This window comes from Streptomyces typhae (genome assembly GCF_009755605.1).
GTDB classification, from domain to species: domain Bacteria; phylum Actinomycetota; class Actinomycetes; order Streptomycetales; family Streptomycetaceae; genus Streptomyces; species Streptomyces typhae.
Genome location: NZ_WPNZ01000034.1, coordinates 1 through 15524 on the forward strand (window position 1 = coordinate 1; position 15524 = coordinate 15524).

The following is a 15524-nucleotide window of genomic DNA, read 5'->3' on the forward strand; positions in this document are numbered from 1 at the left end:
CCCCTAACCCACCAACCCACCAACCCCAACCCACCAGCAACAGCAACCCACCAACAACAAGAGCAACCACGACAGCCCCCCCAACACACCACAGGCCGCGGCGCACGAGGGACGCCACGACCCACACCCCCACACCCACCAGCACCAGCCAGGAGCCGCCACACCCACACCGGCAACCACACCAACCAAGAACGCCCCCCCAACCACTGGCCCTCTACTCCTGCGAAAGTAAGAACTGACGCCGATCCCGTCAGAAGTAGTCGATGTCCAAGGCCTCGGCGGCCACAAGCCGTTCAGCCTGGCGCTTGCCCCAAACCGTGCCGCATCGGCGGTCGATCACCGCCCCGGCCCGGTCACAGTCGACGACACCATCGTCACCGTCACGTTCACCGTCCCCTCACCGCCCCACTAAACAGACAACAAAGCAACCGCACCCCAACCGCCAGAAAGCCCGCCCCGGCACGTACTCGACAAAGAGCCACACCCACCACCCAGCACCCAGCACCCAGCACCCAGCACCCAGCCAACGGCCAACGGCCAACGGCCAACGGCCCCAGCCGTCACCAAGTCACAGCAGGGCAAGTTCCTGCCGCGCCCCCTCTGCCCAGCGCAACACGCCATGGGAATCGGTGCTCCGCGCCAGCTCCGCCGCTTCCTCAAGCAGCGCGGTCGCCTCGCCCCGCCCTCCCCACTGGGCAGCGAGATAGGCCAGGCCGATCAGGTTGGCCGCGACTCCCGGCAGGAACCCCAGCTCGCGTCGCAGGCGGGTCGACTCTTCCAAGTGTGTGCGGGCACCGTCCAGGTTGCCGGCCATGTGGTCGGCAATGCCGAGGTGCCGCAGGGCGTAGGACATGGTCAGCCGGTCGTCCACCCGGGTGGCCAGGTCAAGGGCACGCCTGAATGCGGGCAGCGCGGTCTCGGTGTCGCCACGCACCACTTGGTGGAAGATGCCGATCCACAGCATCGCCTCGCCCTGACCCCGCGCCTCACCGAGCTGCTCGTAGAGATCCGCCGCACGCTGGAACAGCTCCAGTTCCCTCGTATCCTCGCTTCGATCCTCAAGGGACAGGAATCGGGCGTGGATCACCCGGCCACGCGCCAGAGCCAGATCGGCCTCGACCGCGTCGAGGCCACGGTCTGCGTCCCCGAGCCCCGCGCTGTCGCCGCCGAAGACGGCGCGTTCGTAAAGGAACTGAGCCCGTTCGATCCGCTCGTCCACAGTCATGCGGTGAGCGTATCGGCCCGCATGCTGCGCGTATCGGCCCCCGGTGTTGAGCGTGTTGGCACCCGATCCCTGTCAGCGAGCGTGCCAGCCCCTGCCGAGGACCCTTACGACCTGCCCTCAGCAGCAGCGGCCGGCCCCGAAGCGAAAAGTACATCGATCAGGTCACTGAGTGACATGACATCAGAACTGTTGCTCCATAGGGTGGTTGTGCCGCACGAACATCATTCTCTCGCCACGGAACCCAAGCGACCTCCAGTTTCCTCGGGAGCCTCCAGTGAGAAGTGCAAAAATCGCGCTGTGCGCTCTGCTCGTCACCGGAGCCGTCGGCCTCTCGCCAGCCACCGCTTCGTCGACCTCGTCGGCGCCATCGACACCCCGGAGCGCGTTCGCCCTGTCCAGCACCGCGTTCGCCAACGGTGGCGTCATCCCCAAGGTCCACGAGTGCACCAGCGGCGGAGGAAACGACCCCGCGAAGAGAAATGAGTCACCGCCCTTGGCCTGGTCGGGCGCACCGACCGCCGCCAAGAGCTACGCGATCGTCATGCGTGACCTCGACAACGCCAACCTCATCCACTGGGTCATCTACGACATCCCGGCGAGCACGGCCTCGCTTCCTCAGAACGTCGACCACCAGTACCGGCCCTCGGTGCCGGCGGGAGCCAGGCAGGTCTACTACCGTGGCAGCGCGAGCCTCTACGGCTATCAGGGGCCATGCTCGCCCTCGACGGTGAACACCTACGAGTTCGTCGTCCACGCGCTCAACCAGTCGTCACTGAGCAACCTGAACTCCAACTCGTCGACCCAGACCGCCGCCAGGGCGATCACCGCGGCGTCGATCGGCTCGGCCAGGATCACCGGCGAGTCATAACGTTGCCGTGCCGACATGCATGTCGACGGGCGTGTCGACACGCGTGCAGACGTGCGTGCCGACATACGTGCCGCCCTGCCGCTCCGCCTCCCCATCGATCGAACGCGGCAGGACGGCGCGCCACACAGCATCGAGCCTGCGCTCCTCCGGCAAGCAAGCCTCCCCCGATCGACTGCCCCCCGCCGCGGTTCACGCTCGTGCAGCGTGCTGATCGTCGAGGAATAGCCGTCGAGAAGTACGCGAGGAATACGCGAGCTATGCACCTCCGCTGCCATCGCACAGCGAATGGCTCATGCTCTGCAGGATCCGGAACGCCTCCGACTGCTCGGCCTCGCTCATACCGGCCAGCATTCCGACCTCGACCGACCGGACCGCCACGGACGCCTCCTCAAGGCTTCGTCGGCCCCGAGGCGTGAGCCGCGTGGGCAGGGTCCTTCCTACGGGCGCCTCCGCCGGTCTGGTCACGTGTCCCTCGCGTTCGAGGGTCTGGAGCAGCACGTTCATCGACTGTCGTGTCACGAACGCGCCGCGCGCGAGCTCGGAGTTCGACAAGCCCGGCCGTTGAGCCAACAACTCCAGGCAGGCATAGCGCGTCACGTTCATCCCGAGCGGCCGCAGCACCTCTTCCATGGCTGCGCGGAGGGCACTCGACGCCTCCTTCAGCAGGTAGCCCAGGGACTTCTCCAGGTCGACGCCGGCACCGCTTTGACTCATGTCAGGAATCTAACATAGGTTGGAGATGTGTCAGAGTCCTGACATCAAGAGGAGGAGCACCACCATGCCCGCAACCGGTCCCGACTTCATCTCGCTGCAAGCGCGTGACCTCGCCGCTTCACAGGCGTTCTACGAGCAGTACCTCGGCCTCGTCCGTTCGCAGGCCGGGCCTCCCCACGCCGTCGTCTTCGAGACGAAGCCGATCGCCTTCGCAGTCCGCGAGATCGTTCCCGGTACCGACCTCGCGTCCGTTGCCCAGCCCGGCATCGGTACCGCTATCTGGCTCCACGCCACGGACGTCCAGGCCATCCACGATGCTCTCGTCGCCGACAGGCACACCATCGTCTCCGCGCCGATCGACGGCCCCTTCGGCCGGACCTTCACCTTCGCCGATCCTGACGGCTACCAGATCACCCTCCACGACCGTGTCTGAGGCAGGCACCCTGGTTTTCGGGGCTACCGGGGCACTGGGTCGCCACTTCCTGGACGCGTTGGGCGCCCGGGACATCAAGCCCGACACGATCACCGCGGCCGGTCGGAATCAGCTGCGCCTCGGGGAACTCGCTTCCGCCGGGTTCCGTACGGCTGCCGTCGATCTGGCGGACTCGGCCGCCGTCGCAGAACTGGTTGCCCGACACTCGGACATCGTACTGATCTCGGGCAGGGACCCGGATCGCCTCGCTCAGCACGAGTCGGTCATCGAGGCTGCTGCGAAGAGCGCGAACGTCCGGCACGTCTACTACACCAGCGGAGTCCGAACAGACGACGACCGGTTCGCGATCAACGCGGATCACAGAGCGACGGAGGAAGCTCTCACCGCTTCCGGTGCGACGTACACGATCCTGCGGAACACCTGGTACATCGAGAACTACATCCAGGCACTGGCAGGTCCTCGCTTCACCGGCGTGCTGGCGGCGGCGACCGGTGACGCCGTCGTCGCGGCTGCCAGCCGGAAGGATCTGGCCGAGGCGCTGGCCGTCGTCGCCACGACAGACGGGCACGACAACGTCACTTACAGCCTCTCGGGCGACACGGACTTCACCTACGCCGACATAGCCGAGGCGATGTCGGTCGTGCTGGAGCGAGAGGTCACTTACCGTCCCGTCGCCCCCGAGGAACTGCAGGCGGCGCTCGTCAGTTCGGGGATGGACAGCGGGCTGGCCCGCTTCCTGGTGAGTCTCGACGAAACCATCGCTGCCGGGGTCTTCGCTCGCGTCGGAGACGATCTTTCCCGACTCCTCGGCAGGCCGACGACCGGTCTCGTCGAGGGACTGACGGCGGAGTGGTCGAGGGACTGACCACGGGGTTGTCGAGGGACTGACCGCGGAGTGACGGACGGGGTCGGCGCAGGCGGATCGGCACCCACAGCTCGCGCCGCCCCCTCCCCCCGATCTCGATCCCGATCCCGATCTCAATTCCCATCCGGCTCGATCTGGCTCGATCCGGCTCGATCCAGATCCGCGGATCTGGATCAACGCTGCCCCGACCGGACACCACTGCTCGGGTAAATGCCTCGACACGGGTGGCTATGATCAGGGACGCTTCGCGCGATGACCAGAATCAATGACACACCACCCGCGTGGGACGAGCGCACCCAGCTCACCACGTTTCTCGACTACACACGCGACACCGCACGCGCCAAGTGCGACGGGCTCTCCGAGGAGAACGCCCGCAAGGCGCTCCTGCCGGGCTCACCCTTGATGACCATGAGCGGCGTGATCAACCATCTCCGCTGGGTCGAGTACTACTGGTTCCAGGTGGTCTTCCTCGGCGAGGAGGACCAGGCTCCCATGACGGATGAGGATCCCGACCGCGAGATGCGGATCGCCGTCGACTTTCCGCTCGCTCAGTTGCTCGACGAGTACACCGAGCAGAGCACCCGCTACCGCGAGCTGGTCGCCGTAAACGACCTGGACAAGCAGGCCCAGCGAGCCATCCGCAGCGGCCTCCACGTCGACCTGCGCTGGATCCTGCACCACCTCATCGAGGAGACAGCCCGCCACAACGGCCACCTGGACATCCTGCGCGAGATGCTCGACGGCACAACCGGCAACTAGATTCAGTCGGCGGCCAACAGGCCCAATCGGCAGCGAGGCCGCTCAGTCACCGGATCCGCTCAGCGGCCGGATCCGCTCAACAGCGAGGCAAATCTCGACTTTCAGGCCACGGCGGCCGCAGGAGCGTGCGTTCCTCTCACCCCGCAGCGACCCTGGGCCGCCCCGGCCACATGTCCTCGTACGCGGCGTCCATGAACTCCACCTGCGCTCCGCGCAGTACAGCCTCATCCGATGCCTCACCCCCAGCCGACTCAGCAAGACACCGCGCATACCGATAGGCCGCACCCCGCAAAGCCTCGCTTCCAGCTGCCAGATCGACCCCCGCCTGGGCAAGCCACAGTTCATGAAGAAGCTCACCAGGCACGCACGCGGCTACAGGCGCAGGCCCTGCCCCGGACACCGAGCCGTCGCCCCGCGAGTCCGGAAAAGCCACCTTCTCCACCCGCAACGCAACCGCCACAAACCCCAGAACCGCTTCCCTGAGCTGCGCCCGGTGCGCCGCCGATGCCTCCACCTCGAACTGCTGGGCACCCGCGCGCGAGACGAAGAGCTGGCCGAACAACGACCCGCCCACACCCAGCACGACGCCCGCCAGCGACAACAACGCCGGCCCCAGCACACCCCAAGATCCCATGGCTCAAGTCTCTCAACACCACTTCCCGGCGCCCGGCGCCCGCCGCCCACAGCCCAGTTGTGTACGCAGGACGCGAAGCGTAATCGGCAACACATGATCGGGCGCCGCCAGGGCGGAGGCCTGACCGTCGTGTGCTCTACGGCGGAATGAGGATCGCAGCCTTCCGCATACGTCGTACGCGGCCCTGTGCCAGAGTGACGGGTGTGGAGCCCTTAAGACGCCAGGACCCCAAGCGCCTGGGAGAATTCACGCTGCTCGCCAGGCTGGGCAGCGGTGGTATGGGGCGGGTGTATCTGGGGCGCTCGCCGGGCGGCATGCAGCTGGCGATCAAGGTGATTCGCGAGGATCTCGCGGAGGAAGCCGACGTCCTGACCCGCTTCCGGCGCGAGGTGGACACGGTGCGGGCGGTACGCAGTCCCTACACCGCTCGTCTCGTCAGCGCTCGCCTCGACTCGCCGCCGTACTGGCTCGCCACGGAGTTCGTACCGGGCCCGACCCTACTCAAGGCGTCACGTGGCGCCGCCCTCGAACCCGCGCTGTGCAGGGGGCTGTTCGCGGCCCTGGCCGAGGCACTGGCCGCAGTGCACGCGCATGGGGTGGTACATCGAGACGTGAAGCCGCACAACGTCATCCTGGCTCCGGGCGGACCGCAGTTGATCGACTTCGGTATCGCCCGTACCGCGGAGCACACCCAGCTCACACGCACCGGCCAGATGCCGGGCACTCCCGGCTATACCGCGCCCGAGGTGTTGCTGGGCAGCGAGGCGGGCCCAGCCGCGGACGTGTTCGCGCTCGGGGCGACGATCGCCGCCGCCGCGACCGGTCGGCCCCCGTACGGTGGCGGGGAGTGGCCGGCCGTCATCTACCGGGTGGTCCACGGCGAGATCGATCTCGATGGTGTGGAGCCCGCTCTCGCGGAACTCATACGGCAGTGCGTTGCCCGGGAACCAGCGCAAAGGCCTGATCCGCCCGAGATCGTCCGGCGGTGCGGGACCACCTACGCGCTTGCGCAGTTCCCGCCGTACCAGCGACTGGGCGAGGCAACGCCGACGCTCGCACCACCGCAGCGCCGCCGCATCCCCTGGGCGGCCACGGCTGCCCTGACCGTCGCCGGGGTCGCCCTCGGCACCCTGGGATGGACGCTGTCGCGCGAAGACGACGGCGCGACCGCGGACGACTCACCGGCCCAGCCCACGTCCAGTACCCCGACCGCGTCCAGTACCCCGACCACGTCGGGCCCCGGCAGCCAGAAGAAGCGGAAAAGCCTGACCATCGGCGTCGTGGGCGACCGGCCGGGCATGGGTACACGCACCCAGGACGGGACCTACCAGGGGTTCGACATCGACGTCGCCCGCTACGTCGCCGGCCGACTCGGCGTCAAGAAGGAGGACATCACGTGGCGTGAGGCGCCCGCGGCCGAGCGCACGAGCCTTCTGCGACGCGGTGAGGTCGATTTCGTCGTCGCCACCTTTGCGATCACCGCGGCGCGCAAAGCAGAGGTCGACTTCACCAAGCCCTACCTCTCGGCCCGCCAGGACCTCCTGCTCCGCACCGCCGCCCCCGCCCCGGACATGACCGCCCTCGATGGCAAGAAGCTGTGCTCGGTCCTCGGTACCACCTCGACGCAGGTCATGAGGGAGAAGGCGCCGGGAGCGTCACTCGTGGAGTATCCGTCGTACGCGAGATGCCTCGACGCTCTGGACGACGGCCAGGTCGACGCCGTCACCGCCGACGACTCCCTCCTCGCCGGATACGCCGCCCAGCGCGGAAAGCCCGGGGACTACCAACTGGCCGGGCTCGAGCTCGGCGGAGACAGCCTGTACGGCGTCGGCGTACCCAAAGGCCAGAAGGAACTCCGCGACGACATCGACACCGCCATCGACCAGATGATCGCGGACGGCTCCTGGGCGAAGTCCGCCACCGCCCATCTGGGAGGCGTCATCAATTACGACGCCCAACCTCCCGCACGGACCACGACGACGTCGACCACCGGCTGACCACCGACCGGGTGAGTCACATACGGACTGGGCGGCAGGCTGCGGGACATCCCGGCACCACTGGCGGAAGCGGGAGTCGGTGGCGGCTGACCGCGGCACGGCGACACCGCGGCACGGCGACACCGCCACACCGCGACACCGCGACACCGCGACAGCCGAACGGCCCTCGGCTGAACCGAGGGCCGCTGACTGCACCGTACGGGATGACATCGTTGTCGGATCGGCGACCCGCACGATCACAGCACTAAACGACGCCGCGGTACGCCCCCAGAGAGCACCGCACGCCAGGGCACGCTCGCGCTGTCGCCTTACGGTCTATAGCTGGCGCCTTACGGTTTACAGCTGTCGCCTTACGACTTGCAGTTGGCGCCTTACGGCTTGTAGACGGCGTCACTGCCGTACAGCTCCCTGGTGAAGGCAGAGATCTCGGCGCTGCGGTCGGCGCCGTTGAGGTTGTACGTCAGGTAGACGCCGTATCCCTCACTGACAGTGCGGCGGGCGAGGGACGCGGTCGTGCTCTGCGAGGTCCGGCCGATCTCGACGGCCGCCGGCGAGAGCTTCGACTTGGGCAGTGCGATGCCGGGGACCTGCCAGGTGCCGTAGTACGGGTTCCAGGCGTAGTCGAACTTGGACGAGATGTTGACGCCGCCGTAGGAGAGGCGCGACGCGGCCGGGCCGATGTTGTAGAGGCTGATGATCTTGTTGGGCATGTTCGCGCGCAGCGCCGTCACCAGGTGGACGAACGAACTGGCGTTGGGCTGGCCGGTTCCGTTGTTGCCGTACTCGGCGTACTCGTCGTCGAAGTCGATGCCGTCGAGGCCGTACTTGGTGACGGTGTCCGACAGTTGCTTCGCGAACGCGGAAGCCGCCTGCTGGTTGGGGAAGTTGGCGAAGCCCGCGCCCTGGTGGTTGCCGAGCACCGAGAGGACGACCTTGATGCCCTTCTGCTGCAAGGGCCGTATCTGTGTGACAGCGTTGTCGAGGACGCGCTGCACGTTCTCGTTGAAGTGCAGATACGCCGCCTTCTTGGACGTGTCGTAGTTGATGTTCGCCGCGAAGATCACGGCGACGTCGAAGACGTTGCCGCCGCCCTTGGCGAGGGTGTACTTGCCGACGTTCAGCATGCTGTTGTTGTTGACCTCGACGTACGCCACCGAGGTCGGTCCCTGCTTCACCGGGGCGTCGGCCGCTGCTGCCGCGCCCGTCGGGGCGGTGGCGCCGAAGGCGAGGGCCGCGACTGCCGAGAGCGCGAGTGCGGCCGTCCGCACTCTGCTCCGCACCAGAGTGAACATCGTTGATCGGTCTCCCATCGCGTGATTCGGCGCCCGACCTGTTCGAAGGCGCCGAGTGAGCGCTCCGAGTTTTCCGTTCTTGTGACCGAACCCCAAGAAGCGCACGCAATCTCTTCACGACTCCTCCGCACGTCACGCCACATTGCGCACACTCGGTCAGGCGGGGGCAGTTGGTGGGCACGTACGCTCGACTCACGAGGACCTGACCGACCGATACGGGGTCGCACCGATCGCCGCGCAGGGCGGGTGCCTGAGCTTGCCGCCGACCTCGAACGCCTTGCCCCCAGCGGGTGGCGCGTCGCGCCCACCGAGACCCAAGCCCGAGACCCGAGACCCCCGCCCCGACCTCCCCCGGCTTGTCATATTCCGATATCGGCATATGATTGTTGCCATGGCACGAGCAGCAACGACGTCCGACGTCTTCAACGCGATCGCCGAGCCGCAACGCCGGCAGATCCTGGTGCTGCTGCGGGCGGGCGAGCGGCCGGTGACCGAGGTGGCCCAGGAGCTGGGGATGACGCAGCCGGGCGCGTCCAAGCACCTGCGGGTGCTCCGGGAGGTCGGTCTCGTCAGGGTCCGGGGGGCGGGGAAGCAGCGCCTGTACGGCCTGGACGCCCGTGGGCTGCGGCCGGTTCATGAGTGGACCGGCGGGTTCGAACAGTTCTGGAACGAGAGCTTCGACCGGCTGGACGCGTACGTGCAGGAACTCAAGCAGGCACAGCAAGAGGAGTAGCCGATGAACGCGACGGAACGAGGAACGATGGCGCAGCGCGCGATGGAACGAGGAACGACGGCACAGCCCGCGACGGAACGAGCAGCGCCGGCGCAGTCCGAGACGGCCGACCGGGAGGTGGTGATCTCCCGAGTCATCGACGCCCCGCAGAAGTTGGTGTTCGAGGCGTTCACCGAGGTGCGGCACCTGTCGCAGTGGTGGGGACCGGAGGGGTTCTCCACCACCACGCGGTCCTTCGAGTTCCGCGTCGGCGGGGTGTGGGACTTCGTCCTGCACGGGCCGGACGGGACCGACTACCAGGAGTGGATCACCTGGACCGAGATCGCGGCGCCGCAGCGCATCGCGCTGCTGCACGGTGAGACCCGCGACGACCCGAACGCCATCGAGTCGGTCCTTGCCTTCGCGCCGGACGGCGCGGCGACCCGGATCGAGATGCGCACGGTGTTCCGCACCAAGGAGCTGCGTGACGAGGCCGTCGAGAAGTACCACGCGGTCGAGGGCGGCCGGCAGACCCTGAACAGCCTCGCTGCGTACGTGACGGACCTCGTACGGAAGGGAGCGAAGGGCTGATGGCCGGGAAGGTGTTCTTCAGCGTGACGATGTCCCTGGACGGTTTCATCGCGCCCGGTCCGCCCGAGAGACTGATGGGGCAGCGATGGATGGAGCTCCAGCAGTGGGTGTTCCCGCTGCGGTTCTTCCGGGAGAACCTGAAGCTGGGCGAGGGCGGTGAGGAGGGCCGCGACAACGACATCGCGCGGGAGACGTTCGAGCGCACCGGGGCGAGCATCATGGGCAAGCGCATGTTCGACGCCGGCGAGAAGATGTGGCCGGAGGAGGCGCCCTTCCACACTCCGGTCCACGTCGTGACGCACACCGAACGCGCCCCGTGGGAGCGGCCCGGCGGTACTACGTTCCACTTCGTCAACGACGGCGTCGAGACCGCGCTCGCGGCGGCCCGTGAGGCCGCCGGTGACCGCGACGTCCGTATCGCGGGCGGCGGCGCGACGATCCTGGAGTACCTGAACGCCGGCCTGGTCGACGAGTTCTCGATCACGCTGTCGCCTGTGCTTCTCGGCTCCGGCATCCGCCTGTTCGACGGTGTGGACGCCTCCAGGGTCGCGTTGGAGCCGATCCGTTCGGAGTCGTCGGCGCGGGTTACACACTTGACCTACGCGGTGTGCCGACGATGACGGGGCGTCGACGGTAGCGGGGCGCCGACGGTCGTCGCGTTCCGGCGATCATCCGGCCAAGTCAAGCCACTCCCCCACGGGCAGCACGCGTCCCCGCCGCCCGGTGTGCGTGCGGAACTCCTTCTCCGGGTCGGCGACCTCGGCATAGCCCGCGATCTTGTCGGGCTGCTCGGGCTCGTAGTGCATCGGTATCGCGTACCGGGCATCGAGGATCTCGGCGGCCGTCGCGGACTGCCGCGGGTCCATGGCGGCGGGTTCCGGGCTCGGCGGTTGCAGGTGCGGCGCGTCGACGACCGCGCCGTTGGCGGGCAGGAACACCGCGTCGACGGGGCTGAACCAGCGGGCGATGAGCCACCAGTAGCCGTGGAACATGGTGTCGCCGCCGTGGAAGATCCGCTGCCCGTCGGCCTCCACCAGCCAGTTCAGTTGCGGGTCCCCCAGCCCGTCGACGGCAGGGAGCGCGGTGACGTGGAACGGTCCGATGTCGCGGGTGGACCAGATGTCCACGACCTCGGCGGCCAGGTGGTGTTCGGCCAGCTCGCGCTCGGCCAGCAGTGTCGTGACGTTGTCGATGTCGTCGCCGTGACCGGGCGCCGGGCGCAGCACCGGCGCTCCGGGCATGAGCGTCTCCGCGAGCGCGGACGCGTCGGTGTGGTCCCGGTGCAGGTGGGTGACCAGGGCGGCAGTCGCCTTGCCGCTCGGTGCGGCCAGTCCCTTGTCGGACTTCCACCCCGTGAACAGGGGTGAGAGGTCTCGTACGAAGTCGATCAACAGCAGACGGCCGTCCGCCTCGATCTCCAGTCCGGCCCAGCCCAGTCGTCGTACCCGCATCCCGTGCTCCTCGGCGTCGATGATCGGTGGTGCCGCCGAACTTAGCGTACGAGCGTTCTCTAAATCAATAGCGAACGCTCGTACGCTATCCTCGCCGTATGTCACCACGACGCTCAGCGGCCGAAGCGCAGGCCACCAAGGGCCGGATCCTGGACCGTGCCGCCGAGATCGCCTCCGAGGAAGGCCTCGACGGCATCACCATCGGCCGGCTCGCCGAGGAGCTCCAGATGAGCAAGTCCGGGGTGCACAAACACTTCGGCACCAAGGAAACGCTGCAGATCTCCACCCTCGACAAGGCGTTCGTGGACTTCTGGCACCGTGTGGTCGAGCCCGCGCTGGCCCGGCCGCCGGGCCTGCGGCGGCTGCGCGTGGTGTGCGCCAACTCCGTGGACTACCTGGAGACGCCACTGCTGCCAGGCGGCTGCCTGATGACCGCGGCGCTGACCGAGTACGACGGACGCCCTGGCCCCGTGCGCGACGCCGTGGCCGAGGTGTGGTCACGCTGGCGCCGGCAGTTGCGGGCGGATCTCGCCGCCGCGGTGGAGAGCGGCGAGCTGCCCGCGGACTTCGACGTCGATCAGGCCCTGTTCGAGATCGTCGCTGCCGGTCTGGCACTCAACGCCGCCATGCAGCTCCAGCACGACCCCACGGCCGCCGGCCGGGCCCGCCGCGCGATCGAACGGGCCATGGACCAGTCGTGACCGAGCGCCGGACCGGGCACCGGCCGGGCGCGTCACGTCTCAGACGCAGCTGACCACGGCGGCGCACAGGTTAGAGACGGCAGCTGATCTCCATTCCGTCCTCCACGGGGAAGGTGACGCTCTGGTAGCCGTTCCGGGGGTCGCGGACGTAGTCGAGGTACGGCGCGAGGTCCGGCAGGTCGACGTCGTCGGCGACGACGAGGGTGCCGGGTGCGAGGCGCGGTTCGAGGAGGCGCAGGACGGGCAGGCACAGGTCCTTCCAGCCGTCGAGGAGGACGAAGCCCGCGGCGCCGGAGACCGTGGCGAGGGTTTCGCGGGCATCCCCTTCGAGGACGGTGATCAGGTCGTCGAGACCCGTCTCGGCGAACGTCCGGCGGGCGGCCGCGGCCTTGGCGGCGCTCAGTTCCGTACTGATCACTTCCCCCGTCCCGTTGTCGCGCACCGCGGCGGCGAGATGGAGCGTGGAGATACCGAAGGACGTGCCGAACTCGACGACCGTGGCGGGGCGGGCGGCCCGGATCAGGTTGTAGAGGAGGCGGCCGCCCTGAGCGGAGATCGGCATGTACACCTCGGCCTTGGCGTCAGCCTGCTCCTGCGGTCCGAGGGGCTCGGCGCCCTCGGGCCGTGCCGCCCGGATCCGGCTGCTGGTCGCGTCGTCCTGCTCGGCACAGCGGAACATCCGGTCGAGGGCGGAGGCGACGCGGGGGTCTTCGAGAGTGCTGGTGGGTGACATGACCCTAGACTAGACGCACCGTTGCGTAGCGTCTAGAGATCCTGGCCTACTCTGACCCCGGGAGGCAGACATGGGACGAGGAAGCACGGCCGCTGCGGCGGCCGGGCCGGAACCGGCGGCACGCCATCACGGCAACAGGCACGGCCGCAGCGAACAGGCCCGGCAGGCAGTGCTGGAGGCTGCCGACGACCTCTTGGTCGAGAAGGGCTTCACCGGCGTCACCATCGAGGGCATCGCCGCTCGTGCGGGTGTCGCCAAGCAGACCGTCTACCGCTGGTGGAAGACCAAGACCGATGTCCTTCTGGACGCCTTCCTCCAAGACGCGGCCGAAGCCCTGACCCCGCCGGACCACGGCGACCTGGGGCAGGACCTGCGCGCTCACCTGCGCCGACTGGCCCTGTTCCTCACCCGGTCCGACGCGGGCGCCGTCTTCAAGGCCCTCATCGGGCACGCCCAGCACGATCCCGCGTTCGCCGCCGCGCTGCGGGCCGGGTACCTCGACGAGCAGCGCCGACGCGACCGGCTCCCGCTGGAACGCGCGGTCGAACGCGGCCGGCTCCCCGCCGGACTCGACATAGCGGCGGAGATCGACCAACTCGTGGGCCCCGTCTACCATCGCGTCCTGGTCACGGCGGAGCCCGTCGACGAGGCGTTCACCGACCGGCTCGTCGAGGCGTTCCTGCGCCGCTTGGGCGTCGCGGACCTCACGGATGTAGCGGACCCGATCGATGCAGCCGACGTAGGCGATGGAGCCGACACAGGCGATGCAGCCGACACAGGAAAGATGGGAAGCAGATGACTCTTGAGGCGGGCCAGCGGGTGGTGCTGGCAGCGGATACCCCGCTGACCGATTCGGCCGAGGTGTCGGGGGCCGTCGTCGGGTTCCTGTCCCTGGCGGCGGGTACCGGCGGGGTCGTCGAGCAGGTGGTCGGCCGTCAGGAGGAGAGCGACGACGTGCGCGAGTACGAGCGGCTCAAGTCGCTGCTCGACACCTTCGGAAGCCAGATGCCCACGGAGAGCAGGAGGCAGCTCGAGGAGAAGGTCGGCTCGCTGGAACCGGCGTGGACCGCCTTCCAGGAACGGGCACCTCGCGTGAGCGTGCGGGTCCGCTTCGACAACGGGTTCATCCTCGACGGTGCGCACGAGGACGTCTTCGTCCCTGCCTGACGAGGGCAGTGGTGCGACGACGGGTGGAGGGGATGTGGCGTCGTGAGGAGGGCGTCTGCGGGCGCCGGTGAGGACCGTGTGGGCGGTTTTTGAGACGCCGACGATAGGTACCCGCTCGTAATATCGAGGCATGCGTGTGATGACCGCCAGCTACGACGTCGCCGTCCTCGAACGCGACGTCGTCCCCGGCCCCTGCGGTGGCGAGATCGCCGGACGCGTCGTCCGGCCTCCGGCCCGGGTACAGCCGCAGACCGGACACGGGGGCGGGAACCATGGATAGAGCGCCTGGACTGAGTGTCCGCCTCAAGCTCACGCTCAGCTACGCGGGTTTCCTCATGCTCGCCGGCACCTTGCTGCTCGCCGCCATCGGGGTGTTCCTGCTGCGCGAGGGCTGGTTGCAAACCAACGAAGAGGGCGCTTGGAGAGCGACTCCGGGCACCACCTTCGTACGCGGTTTCGCACCGCTGGCACTCACAGTCATCGGGTTTCTGTTGGTGTTCGGCCTCCTGGGAGGATGGATCCTCGCGGGCCGCATGCTCGCCCCTCTGGCTCACATCACCAGCGCCACCCGCACGGCCACCACCGGATCGCTCTCGCACCGGATCCGGTTGCCGGGCCGCCAGGACGAGTTTCGTGAACTCGCCGACGCCTTCGACGCGATGCTCGAACGGCTCGAAGCGCACGTCGCCGAGCAGCAGAGATTCGCAGCCAACGCCTCGCACGAGCTGCGCACCCCGCTGGCGATCTCGAAGTCGCTTCTGGACGTGGCCCGCACCGACCCCGCACGCGACACCGGCGAGGTCCTCGGCCGACTCCAGGCCGTCAATACCCGGGCGATCGACCTCACCGAGGCATTGCTCCTGCTCAGCCGAGCCGGCCAGCGGTCCTTCACCCCGGAACAGGTCGACCTGTCCCTCATGGCGGAGGAAGCCACCGAAACGCTGCTGCCCCTCGCGGAGAAGAACGGCGTCATCCTCGAAACCCACGGCGACATCACGCCAACGAGCGGATCACCGGCGCTCCTGCTGCAACTGACCATGAACCTCGTGCACAACGCGATCGTCCACAACCTGCCCCGACACGGCATGGTGTGGGTCACCACCAGCACCCACCCCGGCACCGTGATGCTCACGGTCGAGAACACCGGCGAGAGACTGACGCCACACTTGGTCTCGACGCTCACCGAACCCTTCCAGCGGGGCACCGAGCGCGTCCACGCCGACCAGACGGGCGTCGGGCTCGGCCTGGCCATCGTCACCACCATCACCCGTGCGCACGACGGCACCCTCACCCTCACCCCGCGCGACACCGGCGGCCTGCGCATCACGGTGCAGCTGCCCGCGCGTACCTAACCCGCGTACTCGACCACGGTCCTGGCAGGG

General features: G+C 68.2%; 20 protein-coding genes. 13 read left to right on the top strand and 7 right to left on the bottom strand.

Annotation, left to right across the window (positions count from 1 at the left end):
- Nucleotides 1-568: 568 nt before the first annotated feature.
- Nucleotides 569-1225, bottom strand: a complete 657-nt coding sequence (locus tag GPA10_RS38540) for a tetratricopeptide repeat protein (protein ID WP_157169493.1) — start codon at nt 1223-1225, stop codon at nt 569-571.
- 274 nt (nt 1226-1499) lie between these two features.
- On the opposite strand from GPA10_RS38540, the gene GPA10_RS38545 reads away from it, so the two are divergent.
- Nucleotides 1500-2093 carry a YbhB/YbcL family Raf kinase inhibitor-like protein gene (locus GPA10_RS38545; RefSeq protein ID WP_343041802.1) on the top strand — a complete coding sequence of 198 codons (594 nt, stop codon included), beginning with the start codon at nt 1500-1502 and terminating at the stop codon, nt 2091-2093.
- Here GPA10_RS38545 and GPA10_RS38550 read toward each other — a convergent pair.
- Complete coding sequence (locus GPA10_RS38550; protein WP_157169494.1) at nt 2088-2246, bottom strand: hypothetical protein; 159 nt, start codon at nt 2244-2246, stop codon at nt 2088-2090. The two genes, GPA10_RS38545 and GPA10_RS38550, sit on opposite strands and share 6 nt — an antisense overlap.
- Before the next feature lie 102 nt (nt 2247-2348).
- Entirely contained in the window at nt 2349-2807 is a 459-nt protein-coding gene (locus GPA10_RS38555; RefSeq protein WP_157169495.1) for a MarR family winged helix-turn-helix transcriptional regulator, read from the bottom strand.
- Between the two features lie 64 nt (nt 2808-2871).
- Between GPA10_RS38555 and GPA10_RS38560 the strand changes: the two genes are divergently transcribed.
- The 3 genes from GPA10_RS38560 to GPA10_RS38570 all read left to right on the top strand — a co-directional run bounded on the left by GPA10_RS38560 (nt 2872) and on the right by GPA10_RS38570 (nt 4864).
- Complete coding sequence (locus tag GPA10_RS38560) at nt 2872-3240, top strand: VOC family protein (protein WP_157169496.1); 369 nt, start codon at nt 2872-2874, stop codon at nt 3238-3240.
- Nucleotides 3233-4105 carry an NAD(P)H-binding protein gene (locus GPA10_RS38565; protein WP_157169497.1) on the top strand — a complete coding sequence of 291 codons (873 nt, stop codon included), beginning with the start codon at nt 3233-3235 and terminating at the stop codon, nt 4103-4105. Before GPA10_RS38560 ends, GPA10_RS38565 begins: the two co-directional genes overlap by 8 nt.
- A 252-nt stretch (nt 4106-4357) precedes the next feature.
- Nucleotides 4358-4864 carry a DinB family protein gene (locus GPA10_RS38570; protein ID WP_157169498.1) on the top strand — a complete coding sequence of 169 codons (507 nt, stop codon included), beginning with the start codon at nt 4358-4360 and terminating at the stop codon, nt 4862-4864.
- A gap of 136 nt (nt 4865-5000) precedes the next feature.
- On the opposite strand, the gene GPA10_RS38575 is transcribed toward GPA10_RS38570, so the two are convergent.
- Nucleotides 5001-5498 carry a hypothetical protein gene (locus GPA10_RS38575; RefSeq protein ID WP_157169499.1) on the bottom strand — a complete coding sequence of 166 codons (498 nt, stop codon included), beginning with the start codon at nt 5496-5498 and terminating at the stop codon, nt 5001-5003.
- A gap of 203 nt (nt 5499-5701) precedes the next feature.
- Here GPA10_RS38575 and GPA10_RS38580 point away from each other — a divergent pair, with 203 nt between their 5' ends.
- Nucleotides 5702-7495, top strand: a complete 1794-nt coding sequence (locus GPA10_RS38580) for a bifunctional serine/threonine-protein kinase/glutamate ABC transporter substrate-binding protein (protein ID WP_343041803.1) — start codon at nt 5702-5704, stop codon at nt 7493-7495.
- 371 nt (nt 7496-7866) lie between these two features.
- Here GPA10_RS38580 and GPA10_RS38585 read toward each other — a convergent pair whose 3' ends face one another.
- Nucleotides 7867-8787 (bottom strand): endo-beta-N-acetylglucosaminidase H, encoded by a 921-nt coding sequence (locus GPA10_RS38585; protein WP_058852542.1) that lies wholly within the window; start codon nt 8785-8787, stop codon nt 7867-7869.
- 391 nt (nt 8788-9178) lie between these two features.
- Here GPA10_RS38585 and GPA10_RS38590 point away from each other — a divergent pair, with 391 nt between their 5' ends.
- The 3 genes from GPA10_RS38590 to GPA10_RS38600 are packed head-to-tail and all read left to right on the top strand — an operon-like array spanning nt 9179 to nt 10710.
- Complete coding sequence (locus tag GPA10_RS38590) at nt 9179-9520, top strand: ArsR/SmtB family transcription factor (protein ID WP_157169501.1); 342 nt, start codon at nt 9179-9181, stop codon at nt 9518-9520.
- 42 nt (nt 9521-9562) lie between these two features.
- Nucleotides 9563-10090: an SRPBCC family protein gene (locus GPA10_RS38595; RefSeq protein ID WP_157169557.1), complete on the top strand. Its 528-nt coding sequence runs from the start codon at nt 9563-9565 to the stop codon at nt 10088-10090.
- Nucleotides 10090-10710: a dihydrofolate reductase family protein gene (locus tag GPA10_RS38600; protein WP_157169502.1), complete on the top strand. Its 621-nt coding sequence runs from the start codon at nt 10090-10092 to the stop codon at nt 10708-10710. Before GPA10_RS38595 ends, GPA10_RS38600 begins: the two co-directional genes overlap by 1 nt.
- A 48-nt stretch (nt 10711-10758) precedes the next feature.
- Here GPA10_RS38600 and GPA10_RS38605 read toward each other — a convergent pair whose 3' ends face one another.
- A complete protein-coding gene (locus tag GPA10_RS38605; protein ID WP_157169503.1) occupies nt 10759-11541 on the bottom strand; it encodes an MBL fold metallo-hydrolase in 783 nt (260 codons plus the stop codon).
- 98 nt (nt 11542-11639) lie between these two features.
- Between GPA10_RS38605 and GPA10_RS38610 the strand changes: the two genes are divergently transcribed.
- Entirely contained in the window at nt 11640-12242 is a 603-nt protein-coding gene (locus GPA10_RS38610) for a TetR/AcrR family transcriptional regulator (RefSeq protein ID WP_058852538.1), read from the top strand.
- A 70-nt stretch (nt 12243-12312) separates the two neighbouring features.
- On the opposite strand, the gene GPA10_RS38615 is transcribed toward GPA10_RS38610, so the two are convergent.
- A complete protein-coding gene (locus tag GPA10_RS38615) occupies nt 12313-12975 on the bottom strand; it encodes an O-methyltransferase (RefSeq protein WP_157169504.1) in 663 nt (220 codons plus the stop codon).
- Nucleotides 12976-13045: 70 nt separating this feature from the next.
- Between GPA10_RS38615 and GPA10_RS38620 the strand changes: the two genes are divergently transcribed.
- The 4 genes from GPA10_RS38620 (at nt 13046) to GPA10_RS38635 (ending at nt 15494) form a co-directional block, all read left to right on the top strand.
- Nucleotides 13046-13774, top strand: coding sequence for a TetR/AcrR family transcriptional regulator (locus GPA10_RS38620; RefSeq protein WP_157169505.1), 729 nt, complete (start codon nt 13046-13048; stop codon nt 13772-13774).
- Nucleotides 13771-14142: a hypothetical protein gene (locus tag GPA10_RS38625; RefSeq protein WP_157169506.1), complete on the top strand. Its 372-nt coding sequence runs from the start codon at nt 13771-13773 to the stop codon at nt 14140-14142. The genes GPA10_RS38620 and GPA10_RS38625 overlap by 4 nt, the downstream gene beginning before the upstream one ends.
- Nucleotides 14143-14272: 130 nt before the next feature.
- Nucleotides 14273-14422, top strand: coding sequence for a hypothetical protein (locus tag GPA10_RS38630; protein ID WP_157169507.1), 150 nt, complete (start codon nt 14273-14275; stop codon nt 14420-14422).
- Complete coding sequence (locus GPA10_RS38635) at nt 14415-15494, top strand: sensor histidine kinase (protein WP_157169508.1); 1080 nt, start codon at nt 14415-14417, stop codon at nt 15492-15494. Before GPA10_RS38630 ends, GPA10_RS38635 begins: the two co-directional genes overlap by 8 nt.
- Nucleotides 15495-15524 lie beyond the last annotated feature (30 nt).